Below are 12,626 nucleotides of genomic sequence, written 5' to 3'. Positions count from 1 at the left end.
CGAGCGCTCCGACGTAGAAGCCCTGCGAACGATGCCGCTCCGTGCGCGCCGACTGAATGAAAGGTGTTCAGTCCGAATCCACGAACCGCACACCGGAGGAGGGCTGCCCGAACGACGCCTCGGTCAGCGCGGTGCGTGCGGCCTTCATCGCGACCGAGCCGTTGTACCCCCGCCGGGACAGCTGCCCGACGAGCCGGCGAAGGGCGGTGTCATGATCGAGGCGCGACAATGACCGTGCCTTCGTACGGGCGAAGTCCAACGCGCGTTCGTCGTCATCGTCTGGAACCTCGTCGAGCGCCGCTGCGATGACGTCGCGCGGGATTCCCCGTTGCGCGAGTGCTCGAGACAGCGCCACCCGCCCCAATCCTTTCCGTTCGACACCGGAGATGACGAGGTGTCCGGCGAGGATCGCATCATCCAGGTACCCGCGCCGGCAGAAGTCGTCGATCACGTCGTCGATCTGCGAAGACTCGAGCGAATATCCCTTCAGCACAATTCGGGACTCGGAGACCGAGAGCGATCTGGTGCGCAGTTTTCGAACCAGCGCCTCCTCGGCGACCTTGCGGGTCTCCTCAGGATCAGGGGTCTGACTCTCCGCACCCTCGGCGTCGGATGTTCCCTCTTCCGAATCCGCGTGTGGGTGCAATGCCCGCAGACGCGGAGCCGTGTGCCGCTCTGCGGTGCCGCGAGCGGGATGCCGATCGCTCGGTGTGCCCTCGTCTCGCCCTCCGGAAGACGCCTCCGACGCTTTCTTCGCGCCGAAGAGCGGAATGACGGGGGCGAGACGATCCACGTTTCCGCCCGCTTCGCCCCCGTTCTCACCGATCATGATCAGGCCGGTCGACGCTCTGCGAGCTCGTCTGCCGCAGCAGCAGCCGCCGGCGCCGCCGCGCCGATACCGAGCTTCTGCTTGATCTGAGTCTCGATCGCCAGAGCGATGTCAGGGTTCTTGAGGAGGAACGTACGCGCATTCTCCTTGCCCTGACCGAGCTGGTCGCCGTCGTATGTGTACCAGGAGCCCGACTTCTTCACGATGCCGTGCTCGACGCCGAAGTCGATCAGGCTTCCCTCACGGGAGATGCCGATGCCGTACAGGATGTCGAACTCGGCCTGCTTGAACGGCGGAGCCATCTTGTTCTTCACGACCTTGACCCTGGTGCGGTTTCCGACAGCGTCGGTGCCGTCCTTCAGAGTCTCGATACGACGGATGTCGAGCCGCACCGATGCGTAGAACTTCAGCGCCTTGCCACCGGCGGTCGTCTCCGGCGATCCGAAGAAGACGCCGATCTTCTCACGCAGCTGGTTGATGAAGATCATGGTGGTGTTGGTCTGGTTCAGGCCACCGGTGAGCTTGCGCAGCGCCTGCGACATGAGGCGAGCCTGCAGACCCACGTGCGAGTCGCCCATCTCGCCCTCGATCTCGGCACGGGGCACAAGCGCCGCCACGGAGTCGATGACGATGAGGTCGATGGCTCCGGAACGCACGAGCATGTCGGCGATCTCGAGCGCCTGCTCTCCGGTGTCGGGCTGCGAGACGAGAAGGGCATCGATGTCGACGCCGAGCTTCGCCGCGTAGTCGGGGTCGAGCGCGTGCTCGGCGTCGATGAAGGCGGCGATGCCGCCTGCGCGCTGCGCGTTGGCGATCGCGTGCAGCGTGAGCGTCGTCTTACCCGACGACTCAGGGCCGTAGATCTCGACGATGCGGCCACGCGGCAGGCCGCCCACTCCGAGGGCGACGTCGAGGGCGATGGAGCCGGTGGGGATGACGGCGACGGGTGCGCGGTCATCGCTGCCCAGCCGCATGACCGAGCCCTTTCCGAACTGCCGGTCGATCTGAGCGAGGGCTGTTTCCAGGGACTTCTCGCGGTCGGCGGGTGATGGCATGATGTGCTTCCTTCTGCTCGCGTGGTGCCGCCTGTAGGCTGTCGCGGCCGACCCGGCTGGGACGAACTCTCCGACAAGGCGTATGGCTCTGAGCCATGTCTTCACCGTAGGAGGGGCCTCCGACATCGTGTCGGCGAACCCGCGAACTGTGGAGAGACAAGTCTCGAAACCATCTGTGCAGAAGACTACGCCCGCTTCGAACAGATATTCGACGACACGCCGCAATCGGAACGTCGTCGCCCGCACGCATGGATCAGTACGAGATCGAGTCAGCGCTTGCGCGGCTCCAGACGGCCGGCGCCGTAGCGGCGCTCCGGCGGCACATCCATCTCCTCGCAAAGAGCGAGCCAGATGTCACGCGGTGGCAGCCCCAGATCGAGCGCTTCCAGGGCCGTCCGGCCACCGAGAGCGGTGAGCACCAGATCGTTCAGCAACGACGAAGCGCGCCCCGAGAACTCGCCTTCGACGGCGCGAAGAAACTCACTGCGACGCATCGAGGTTCCGGCGTCGACTCAGTGGAGGGAGAGCTGCGGCTCGATCGATGCAACGAGGTCGTCCGGGACGACGTCCGGGAAGACCTGGATTCCCTCAAGGACCGAGATGCGATCGCCTACTTCGCGCATGATCGTCGAGATCGGCACATCGAGTGCATCGGCGACGGACGCGAGGATCTCGCTGGACGCCTCTTTCTGCCCGCGCTCGACCTCACTGAGGTAACCGAGTGCTACCGAGGCTTTGCCCGCTACCTGACGAAGGGTACGGCCCTTCTGCAGGCGGAAGTCCCTGAGCACATCGCCGATTTCCTGTCGAACAAGAATCATCAGAACCCCCTCTCCATCGCCATCCCCGGAATCCTCCGAGGGATCGCCAGTCTAACCCGACCTGACTCCATTAAATCTACTGTTTCTCGCTGTGGTTTCGTTGTGAAGGACCTTGACAAGGGACGTGGTGTGAGCCGCACACCATCGACAACAGCGATGCGATGACTGCTATTCCCGGAGCGCGGCCAACGCGGACGAGAGCGCGGCGTCGACCGACTGCTGGCGAACGGCCGCCCGGTCCCCCTCGAAGACGAACATTCGAGAGATCTTGATCCCGGGAGCGACGACGCCGATGTGCACCGTACCCACCGGTTGACCGTCCGGCGAATCCGGTCCGGCGATACCGGTGGTCGCGATGCCGACGTCCGCCGGAAACCCTGCGACCGAGAGCGCACGACGCACGCCGTCAGCCATCTGCAGCGCCACTTCGGGATGCACCGGTCCATGCTCCTCGAGCAGCTCGGCGTCGACCCCGAGCAGCGTGTGCTTGACCGGAGTGGCGTAGGCCACGATGCCACCGCGGAAGACATCGGAAGCGCCGGGCACGGACACGATCTCCGCCGCGATCGCGCCACCCGTCAGGGACTCGGCGACGCCGAGACTCAGCGCGCGCGCCCGCAGCAGTTCGAGAAGCGCAGCGGCGTTCGCCGTCGTCATGAGGCCGGCTGGTCCTGGCGACCGCCGCGAACCTGCGCGACGATGTAGTCGATACCGCTGGCCACCGTCAGGACCAGCACGGCGGCCATCAGCACGGCGGTGATGAGAACCCAGGCGTCGAGGCCGATCAGCACGTGCAGCGGGAGCAGCGCCCACGACAGCGCGACGCCCTGCACCGCGGTCTTGAGCTTGCCCATCCACGCTGCGGCGACGATGTGCTGTTTCGCCACCATGAAGCGATGGATCGTGATGCCCCACTCCCGGACGAGGATGATCGCGACGAACCACCAGCCGAACGCACCGAGCTCGCCGAGCACCGCGAGGCCGATGAATCCGGCACCGGTGAGCAGCTTGTCGGCGATCGGGTCCCACAGCTTGCCGAAGTCGCTGACGATGTCGTACTTGCGCGCCAGGTACCCGTCGACCCAGTCGGTCGAGATCGCAACGATGAAGAGGACCGCCGCTGTCCACCGAAGGGCGAGGCCGGGGAGGCCGTACGTGCCGCCGAGGAGGAGGAGGACGAAGAAGACGACCGCAAGGGGGATGCGGGCGATCGTGATCGCGTTCGGCAGCTGCCGGGGAATCGCCATCAGTCGCGACCCGTCAGGCCCCAGGCGTCTTCGTCGCCGTCGCCCTCGGATTCGACGACCGGCAGGCCTGCGAATTGCGCTTCGACAGGATCGACTTCGCGGAAGCCTGAGGCGGGAGCCGGAACCGCAGGTGCAGGAGCAGGAGCAGACGGCGCGTCGTCGCCGCGGAGCTTGGCCATGACATCCGCCAGCTGCTCGGCTGTCACCAACACATCACGGGCCTTCGACCCTTCGGACGGGCCGACGATCTCTCGGGATTCAAGCAGATCCATCAGGCGTCCGGCCTTGGCGAAGCCGACCCGGAGCTTGCGCTGCAGCATCGAGGTCGAGCCGAACTGCGTCGAGACGATGAGTTCTGCGGCGGCGAGCAGCAGTTCGAGATCGTCGCCGATGTCCTCGTCGACGTCCTTCTTCTTGTGCTCGACGGTCTCCTGCACGTCGGAGCGGTACTCCGGCCGCGCCTGGCGGGTGACGTGTTTGACGACCGCTTCGATCTCTTTCTCATCGACCCAGGCGCCCTGAAGGCGGAACGGCTTGGACGACCCCATCGGCGAGAAGAGCGCGTCGCCCTGCCCGATGAGCTTGTCTGCGCCGGGGCTGTCGAGGATGACACGGCTGTCGGTGACGCTGGTCACGGCGAACGCGAGTCGAGAGGGCACGTTGGCCTTGATCAGACCGGTGACGACGTCGACGCTCGGTCGCTGCGTGGCGAGGACGAGGTGGATGCCGCTGGCACGGGCGAGCTGGGTGATACGGACGATCGAGTCCTCGACATCACGAGGAGCGACCATCATCAGGTCGGCGAGCTCGTCGACGACGACCAGCAGATACGGGTACGGCTTGAGTACACGCTCACTGCCGACCGGCACCTCCACCTCGCCGGCGCGCACCGCGCGGTTGAAGTCGTCGATATGGCGGAAGCCGAACGACGCGAGGTCGTCGTACCGCATGTCCATCTCCTTCACGACCCATTGCAGCGCTTCGGCGGCCTTCTTGGGGTTCGTGATGATGGGCGTGATCAGGTGCGGCACACCGGCGTAGCTGGTGAGCTCGACGCGCTTGGGGTCGATCAGCACCATGCGCACATCCGTCGGCCGGGCGCGCATCAACAGGCTCGTGATCATCGAGTTCACGAAGCTGGACTTTCCCGAGCCGGTGGAACCGGCGACCAGGAGGTGCGGCATCTTGGCGAGGTTCGCGATGACGATGTTTCCGCCGACATCCTTGCCGACGCCGATCGTCATCGGATGCGTGCTCTTCTGCGCCGCCGGGGATCGCAGGACGTCGCCGAGCGCGACCATCTCCTTGTCGGCGTTCGGGATCTCGATGCCGATCGCGCTCTTGCCGGGGATCGGCGAGAGGATGCGCACATCGTTCGAGGCCACCGCATACGCGAAGTTGTTGCTCAGCTGGAGGATCTTCTCGACCTTGACGCCGTGGCCGACCTCGACCTCGTACTGCGTCACCGTCGGACCGCGCGAGAAGCCGGTGACCTTGGCGTCGACCTTGAACTGGGTGAGCACGTTCGTGATCTGCTCGATGACCTTGTCGGTCGCCTCGGAACGCACCACAGAGGGCGGCCCTTCGCTGAGCACACCTGGCGAGGGCAGGATGTAGGGGGCGACCGGTGCCTGTGGACCCCGCTCCCCCGGTCCCGCGGTGCCGAAGCCGTCGAGACCAGGAAGCTCAGGCTGTTCGCCGGTGTCAGAGGCGTCGTCGAGCAGAGCCGTCGTCTGCTGCTCGGCGAGGGCATCGGTGACGGAGCGCACGTCCGAGAGCACTTCGGTGGCGGCGTCGTAAGGATCGGCGACGATCACGGCCTGGTCGTACGCCGGAGTGACGTCCGTGGTGGAGAGCAGTGCCGTGATGTCGTCGGAGCCGAGGGTTCCCTCGTCGGGATCCTCTTCACGACCGGTCTTGTTCCGGCGCCACCACGGCAGCACATCCGGATCGTCGACCTTGTCTTCTTCATCGATCGCCGCCGCGTTCTTCGCGGGTTTCTCGGGGCGCTCGGCGTCGAACATCCAGGCGTACAGGTCGCCGAGACGGGTTCCGATGCGATTCGGCGGCGTCTTGGTGAGGATCAGCACGCTCAGTACGGCGAGCAGCGACAGCACGATGTAGGCGACGACCGGGCTCAGGAAGGCGAGCGGCTCACCCAGCATCCAGCCGAAGAGCCCGCCGGACTCGCTTATGGCGAGCATCCCCTCCTTGGGCTGGGGACGGGCGCCTGCGACGTGGCAGAAGCCCGCAAGCGAAAGGATGAAGAGCCCGAATCCGATCCCGATGCGCCCGTTGTCGTGCACGGAGGACGGATGCCGGAACAGCCAGCCGGCGAGCAGGAGCAGCAGCACCGGCATCACAAACGCGGCACGGCCGATGAGTGCACCGACCGAGAAGGCGCTGATGTTCGCCGCGACCTCGTTGCCGATGAAGAACCACTCGTTCACCGCGCCGGCGGCCGCCAGCAGCACGAGCAGGAAGGGGAAGCCGTCACGACGGTCGTCCTTCTCGAGGTTCTCCGGTCCGAACGCGCGGAACAGCCCGCCCACACCGTGGGCGAGCCCGATCCACGCACGTACAGCCACCGGAGGCTTGTCGATCGCGTCGATGTACTTCTTGGGCGCGGCTTGAGCCTTCGGAGCCGCCTGCCGCTTCGGGCGAGGCGATGCGCTCGCAGACGCGCGCTCGGATTTCGTGGTGCTCCTGGCCATGCACTCACGCTACGTCCCGGCACCGACGTTTCCGCGTAATGACGCGGCTTTCCGCGGATTCTCCGCTCAGCCGAGGCGCTTCACCATGATGTCGCGGACCGGACCGCTCTCGGTCACGGCAAAACCCTCGGAACGATACAGGGCTGCGGCATGGTTGCCTTGCTGCACGCTCAGGCTGATCAGGCGATAGCCGGCCGCACGAGCGTGAACGCCGACCTCACGGATCAGAGCACGCCCGACTCCCCTGGCTCGCCAGATCGGCCGCACCCCGATGATGAGCTCGGGAATCCCGGTGCCGACGTATCCGAAGCCGGGATCGCTGCGCGGCAGGGTCCGATACCACGCCGCGCCGATCGGCTCTTCGAACTCGTCCAGCGCGAGGAAGCCGGCATCTCCAGGGCGCATCCATCCCGAGAGATACCGGCGGTACTCTGCGCTGGCGATCACCTCATGCCTCGGACGGACGTCGTCGAGCTGCCAGTTGGCAGCCTCGACGACCATCTCGGCGAGGAACCCGCCATCGGACACCGCTGCTGGACGAACGCGGAACGCGGACATGCGGCGAGTGTAGCGACCTCGTGTTACGCCTCGATGACGAGCGGCACGATCATCGGGCGACGACGCAGCTTCTGGTTCACCCAGCGACCGATCGTGCGCCGGATGATCTGCGACAGCGCATGCGTGTCGTGCACGCCGTTGCCGGATGCCTCCTTGAGCGCCGCGATGATCTTCGGTGTGATGTCATCGAACACCGAGTCGTCCTCGGCGACGCCGCGTGCATGGATCTCCGGTCCGGAGATGATGCGGCCGGTGCTGGCGTCGACCACGACGATCACGGAGATGAAACCCTCTTCACCCAGGATCCGGCGGTCCTTGAGGTCGGCATCCGTGATCTCGCCGACGGTGGAGCCGTCGACGTACACGAAGCCGATGTCCAGCTGGCCGGCCACCCGGGCTTCGCCGTCCTTGAGGTCGATCACCGTGCCGTTGGCGGCGATGAACGTGCGCTCTTCCGGGATCCCGGTCTCCTGCGCGAGCTTCGCGTTGGCGTAGAGGTGCCGGGACTCGCCGTGCACAGGGAGAACGTTCTTCGGCTTGAGGATGTTGTAGCAATAGATCAGCTCGCCCGCGGCGGCGTGGCCGGAGACGTGGACCTTGGCATTGGCCTTGTGCACCACGTTGGCGCCGAGTCGCGTGAGACCGTCGATGACGCGGTAGACCGCGTTCTCGTTGCCGGGGATCAGGCTGGACGCCAGGATGACCGTGTCACCCTCGCCCACCTCGATCGCGTGATCGCGATTCGCCATGCGGCTGAGCACCGCCATCGGCTCGCCCTGCGATCCCGTCGACATGAAGACGATCTTGTCGTCCGGGAGGTCGCGCGCCTTCTTGTAGTCGATCAGGACGCCGTCCGGCACTGTGAGGTACCCGAGGTCTGCGGCGATCGTCATGTTCCGGACCATGCTCCGCCCGAGCAGCGCGACCCGGCGACCGTGCGCGGCTGCAGCATCGAGCACCTGCTGCACGCGGTGGATGTGGCTGGAGAAGCTCGCCACGATCACACGGCGAGGAGCCTTGCCGATCACCTGATCGAGCACCGGTCCGATCGAGCGCTCCGTGGGGGTGAAGCCTGGCACGTCGGCATTCGTGGAGTCGACCAGGAACAGATCGACTCCCTCCTCGCCGAGGCGGGCGAATGCACGAAGGTCGGTGATCCGTCCGTCCAGCGGGAGCTGGTCCATCTTGAAGTCGCCGGTGGCGAGCACGAGACCGGCCGGCGTTCGGATGGCGATCGCCAGAGCATCCGGAATCGAGTGGTTGACCGCGACGAACTCGAGGTCGAACGGACCGACCTGCTCGCGCTCCCCCTCCTTGACAGTGAGGGTGTAGGCCTTGATCCGATGTTCCTTGAGCTTCGCCTCGACGAGGGCGAGCGTGAGCCCGGATCCGATCAGCGGAATGTCGCTCTTCAGACGCAGCAGGTACGGGACGGCGCCGATGTGATCTTCGTGGCCGTGCGTGAGGACCACCCCGACGATGTCGTCGAGGCGATCGCGGATCGGCTCGAAGTCGGGCAGGATCAGATCGACACCGGGCTGGTGCTCCTCGGGGAACAGCACGCCGCAGTCCACGATCAGGATCTTGCCGTCGTATTCGAAGACGGTCATGTTGCGGCCGATCTCGCCGAGCCCACCGATCGGGATGACGCGCAACGTCCCTTCTGCGAGCGGTGCGGGTTCTGCGACGGGGATGGACATGCTGTCTCCTCTTTCGGACGCTGTGCGCGTCCGTTCGTTCATGAGGGCGCGTCTCAGCGCCCGATGTCTCAGCGCGTGGTGCCGTGCACCTTCGGAAGTGCGCCGCCCGCAGCCGCGTTGCGGTCGGGGCGGAAGTTGGAGAAGTCGGCACCGGGCACATCGTTCACGAGGTCGAGTTCGTCCTCGATGAGCGCGGCTTCCCACTCCTCCGGCCCCACCAGGGGCAGGCGGACGCGCGGGCTGGAAATACGGCCGAGGCCGTGCAGGATGTACTTCGCAGCCACGGTGCCCGGAACGTGGGTCATGACCGCACGGACGAGCGGCTCGAGGCGCTTGTGCTCGGCCGTGGCGGCGGCCAGGTCTCCACGGTTCACCGCGTCGACGATGGCACGGTACGGGGCCGCGGCGACGTTCGCTGTGACGCCGATGAGACCGGCTGCGCCGATCGAGAGGTGCGGAAGCACGTTGGCGTCGTCACCCGAGAAGTACATCAGGTCGGTCTGATTGAGCACGCGGCTGACCTCGGAGAAGTCGCCCTTGGCGTCTTTCACGGCGAGGATGTTGGGGTGCTTGGCCAGGCGCATGATCGTCTCGTACTTGATCGGCACACCGGTGCGACCCGGGATGTCGTAGAGGATCACCGGCAGGTCGGTCGCGTCCGCGACCATGCGGAAGTGCGTCAGGATGCCGGCCTGGGTGGGCTTGTTGTAGTACGGCGTGACGATCATGATGCCGTCCGCGCCGGCCTTCTCGCTGGCCTTGTAGAGCTCGATCGCGTGGGCTGTCTCGTTCGACCCGCCCCCGGTGATGATCTTCGCGCGTCCGGCGGCGACTGACTTGCCGACCTCGACGAGCTTGAGCTTCTCGGGGTCGGTCAGGGTCGAGGTTTCACCGGTCGTTCCCGTCACAACGATGCCGTCCGCACCCGCGGTGATGACGTCATCGATGTGCTTCTCGACGGCGGGCCAGTCGACTTCGCCGTCGGCCGTCATCGGAGTGACGAGCGCGACGAGAACCTGTCCGAATGGATTACCCGAGTGCGTCATGGTCCCAGCGTATCGTTTCGGATGCCGCTCACCCAGACGGAACGACCCTGATCACGTCACCGCGCGCGACGCTGACCTTCCCGCTCAGCACAAGCCCGGCATTCACGCCCTCGGATGCTTCGCTCGACCGCTTGCCGAAGAGCTCTACGGCCGTGATGCGGGAAACCGCGTGCTCGGCGCCTCGGCGAAGGATGACGACGGTGTCGTCGACGCGGACGGTGCCAGCGGAGACTGTTCCGGTCGCGACGATTCCTCGGCCCGTGATCGTGAACACATCCTCGACCGCCAGTTCCCCTCCCGACGTGTACTGCGACGGGGAGAACACGGGACTCGCTGGTCTCGCCTCGACGGCGACGCCCTCCACCATGGCCGTCAGGCGAGCGGCCTCCGCCTCGTTGTAGCGGCGGAGAATATCGCCGGCATCCTGTGGATCACGCTTCTTCCCGAACAACCAGCCCATGCGGTCGATCCTAGGGAATGCCCCGCCCGGACCGCTCGCCCTGCTCGAGCTCAGAAGCGACCGCGGCGGCCGGCGCCGGCGAGCAACGACGCCGGGAGCACTCGGGTGAGGGCGACGATCGCCTTGTAGCGCCACGACGGCACCGACACCGATCGTCCGAGCGCAGCGTCGCGGAGCCCCTGTCGCACCACTGCTCGAGCATCCAGCCACATCCACGAGGGAACCCCCTCCTGGCCCGGCGGCAGCCCCATCTGCTCGTGGAACGAGGTGTGCGTGAAGCCAGGGCACAGCGCGGTGACGGTGACTCCGTCACGCGCGTATTCGACATTCGCCCAGCGGCTGAAGCCGACGAGCCATGCCTTGCATGCGGAATAGGTCGAACGCGGGATGAATGCGGCCACGGACGCCACGTTCACGATCCGACCTCCGCGACCACGCATTCCTTGCAGCGCGGCGTGCGTGAGGCGCATCGGCGCCTCGACGTGGAGACGCAGGTGACGCACCTCATCGGCGAGATCATTGTCGGCGAACCGCAACGACAGCCCGAAGCCGGCGTTGTTGATGAGCAGATCCACTGGCGCGTCGGCATCCGTCAGCAGCGATGCCACCCGCTCGAGCTCCGCCTCGTCAGTGAGATCGGCCGGCACCACTTCCACCGCGACACCGTGCGCACTGCGCAACTCGGCAGCCAGCGATTCCAGGTTCTCGGCCGAGCGTGCCACGAGGATCAGATCCGCCTGACGACGCGCGAGCTGACGGGCGAACTCCGCCCCGAGCCCTGCGCTCGCCCCGGTGATCAGTGCGGTGGGCATCAGCGCTCGTACCCCAGGAAGCGGTAGCGGACGCCGGTGCGGGAGGTCTGCCACTCCCCCTCGTCAACGAGTCGCCATCCGGCCTTCGATGGCGCGTACGCATCGCCGGCGACCTGGAGATCGAGTTCGGTGACCTCGAGCCGATCGGCATCGCCGATCACCTGTCGGAAGATCTCGGCTCCACCGATGATCCACACGCGATCCTGTCCGCGTACGGCCTCCGTGACGGTCGCCGCGCGGCGCGCTCCGTCCGCTGCCCAATCCTGCTGGCGCGTGATCACGATGTTTTCCCGGCCAGCCAGCGGCCGGAAGCGCTCGGGCAGCGAATCCCAGGTCTTCCGCCCCATCACGACCGGGGCACCGAGGGTGACCTCTTTGAAATGGGCGAGATCCTCCGGCACATGCCACGGCATGCCGCCCTCGGCGCCGATGACCCCGCCGTCCGCCTCGGCCCAGACGAGGCCGACCCACGTCATACGGCGACCGCCGCTCGGATCGGCGCGTGGTGCTGATAGTCCTCCACCACGAAGTCATCGAAGCGGTAGTCGGAGATCGACTCCGGGGTGCGGGCGAACCGCAGCTTCGGGTAGGGGTATGCGTCGCGGGTGAGCTGCTCGCGCACCTGATCGACGTGGTTGTCGTAGATGTGGCAGTCGCCGCCGGTCCAGACGAAGTCGCCGGGTTCGAGACCGACCTGCTGGGCGATCATCATCGTGAGCAGCGCATAGGAGGCGATGTTGAACGGAACGCCGAGGAAGAGATCGGCGCTGCGCTGATACAGCTGGCAGGAGAGCTTGCCGTCGGCGACGTAGAACTGGAACAGCGCATGGCACGGGGCGAGCGCCATGTCCGGGATATCGGCCGGATTCCAGGCGGAGACGATCAGGCGTCGCGAGTCGGGAGTGCGACGGATCTGCTCGATGACGTCGGAGAGCTGATCGATGCTCTCCCCGTCGGGCGTCGGCCACGAGCGCCATTGGACGCCGTAGACCGGGCCCAGGTCGCCGGAGGCATCCGCCCACTCATCCCAGATCGTGACGCCGTTCTCCTGCAGCCAGCGCACATTCGAATCGCCGCGGAGGAACCAGAGCAGTTCGTACGCGATCGACTTGAAATGCACGCGCTTCGTCGTGATCAGCGGGAACCCCTGCGCGAGGTCGAAGCGGATCTGCCGGCCGAAGACGCTCGTGGTCCCGGTGCCGGTGCGATCCGACTTGTGCGTGCCGGACTCCAGCACGTCGCGGAGCAGGTCTTCATACGGCGTCGGGACGGCTGCGCTCATGACTGCCACGATACCCGCACCCGTGTGGAGGAGGGGCACGGGGCGCGCGATCGTCATGGTCGGAAACAACGGCCCGCACCTGCCGATCCGCGTCGTACTCTC

Annotated in this window: 14 protein-coding genes; all 14 read right to left on the bottom strand. The window is 66.3% G+C overall.

Annotated features, from left to right (window positions below; translation table 11 throughout):
• Positions 1-67: 67 nt before the first annotated feature.
• Entirely contained in the window at positions 68-829 is a 762-nt protein-coding gene (locus MRBLWH12_RS03655) for a regulatory protein RecX (protein WP_363546226.1), read from the bottom strand.
• Between the two features lie 2 nt (positions 830-831).
• Positions 832-1,884, bottom strand: coding sequence for a recombinase RecA (gene recA / locus MRBLWH12_RS03650; RefSeq protein ID WP_341975082.1), 1,053 nt, complete (start codon positions 1,882-1,884; stop codon positions 832-834).
• Positions 1,885-2,153: 269 nt separating this feature from the next.
• Entirely contained in the window at positions 2,154-2,378 is a 225-nt protein-coding gene (locus MRBLWH12_RS03645) for a DUF3046 domain-containing protein (RefSeq protein WP_341975083.1), read from the bottom strand.
• Between the two features lie 18 nt (positions 2,379-2,396).
• Positions 2,397-2,705: a helix-turn-helix domain-containing protein gene (locus tag MRBLWH12_RS03640; RefSeq protein WP_102191905.1), complete on the bottom strand. Its 309-nt coding sequence runs from the start codon at positions 2,703-2,705 to the stop codon at positions 2,397-2,399.
• A 168-nt stretch (positions 2,706-2,873) separates the two neighbouring features.
• The gene (locus MRBLWH12_RS03635) at positions 2,874-3,362 is read right to left on the bottom strand and encodes a CinA family protein (RefSeq protein ID WP_363546222.1); all 489 of its coding nucleotides are present in this window, start codon (positions 3,360-3,362) and stop codon (positions 2,874-2,876) included.
• Positions 3,359-3,952: a CDP-diacylglycerol--glycerol-3-phosphate 3-phosphatidyltransferase gene (pgsA, locus tag MRBLWH12_RS03630; RefSeq protein ID WP_363546219.1), complete on the bottom strand. Its 594-nt coding sequence runs from the start codon at positions 3,950-3,952 to the stop codon at positions 3,359-3,361. The genes MRBLWH12_RS03635 and pgsA overlap by 4 nt, the downstream gene beginning before the upstream one ends.
• The gene (locus MRBLWH12_RS03625) at positions 3,952-6,666 is read right to left on the bottom strand and encodes a DNA translocase FtsK (RefSeq protein WP_363546216.1); all 2,715 of its coding nucleotides are present in this window, start codon (positions 6,664-6,666) and stop codon (positions 3,952-3,954) included. The genes pgsA and MRBLWH12_RS03625 overlap by 1 nt, the downstream gene beginning before the upstream one ends.
• 66 nt (positions 6,667-6,732) lie before the next feature.
• Positions 6,733-7,224 carry a GNAT family N-acetyltransferase gene (locus MRBLWH12_RS03620; protein ID WP_363546213.1) on the bottom strand — a complete coding sequence of 164 codons (492 nt, stop codon included), beginning with the start codon at positions 7,222-7,224 and terminating at the stop codon, positions 6,733-6,735.
• 23 nt (positions 7,225-7,247) lie between these two features.
• Positions 7,248-8,924, bottom strand: a complete 1,677-nt coding sequence (locus MRBLWH12_RS03615) for a ribonuclease J (protein WP_363546210.1) — start codon at positions 8,922-8,924, stop codon at positions 7,248-7,250.
• A 68-nt stretch (positions 8,925-8,992) separates the two neighbouring features.
• Positions 8,993-9,970 (bottom strand): 4-hydroxy-tetrahydrodipicolinate synthase, encoded by a 978-nt coding sequence (gene dapA / locus MRBLWH12_RS03610; protein WP_341975089.1) that lies wholly within the window; start codon positions 9,968-9,970, stop codon positions 8,993-8,995.
• A gap of 28 nt (positions 9,971-9,998) precedes the next feature.
• Positions 9,999-10,430: an EF-Tu/IF-2/RF-3 family GTPase gene (locus MRBLWH12_RS03605; RefSeq protein WP_363546207.1), complete on the bottom strand. Its 432-nt coding sequence runs from the start codon at positions 10,428-10,430 to the stop codon at positions 9,999-10,001.
• Between the two features lie 50 nt (positions 10,431-10,480).
• The gene (locus tag MRBLWH12_RS03600; RefSeq protein WP_363546204.1) at positions 10,481-11,242 is read right to left on the bottom strand and encodes an SDR family NAD(P)-dependent oxidoreductase; all 762 of its coding nucleotides are present in this window, start codon (positions 11,240-11,242) and stop codon (positions 10,481-10,483) included.
• Positions 11,242-11,718, bottom strand: a complete 477-nt coding sequence (locus MRBLWH12_RS03595) for a dihydrofolate reductase (RefSeq protein ID WP_363546201.1) — start codon at positions 11,716-11,718, stop codon at positions 11,242-11,244. The genes MRBLWH12_RS03600 and MRBLWH12_RS03595 overlap by 1 nt, the downstream gene beginning before the upstream one ends.
• Positions 11,715-12,524, bottom strand: coding sequence for a thymidylate synthase (locus MRBLWH12_RS03590; protein WP_341975093.1), 810 nt, complete (start codon positions 12,522-12,524; stop codon positions 11,715-11,717). Before MRBLWH12_RS03590 ends, MRBLWH12_RS03595 begins: the two co-directional genes overlap by 4 nt.
• Between the last annotated feature and the right edge of the window lie 102 nt (positions 12,525-12,626).

It is taken from the genome of Microbacterium sp. LWH12-1.2, from assembly GCF_040675825.1.
Classification (GTDB): Bacteria; Actinomycetota; Actinomycetes; order Actinomycetales; family Microbacteriaceae; genus Microbacterium.
Note: the sequence above shows the minus strand (reverse complement) of the source record. Positions and strands in the feature narration are given on the sequence as shown.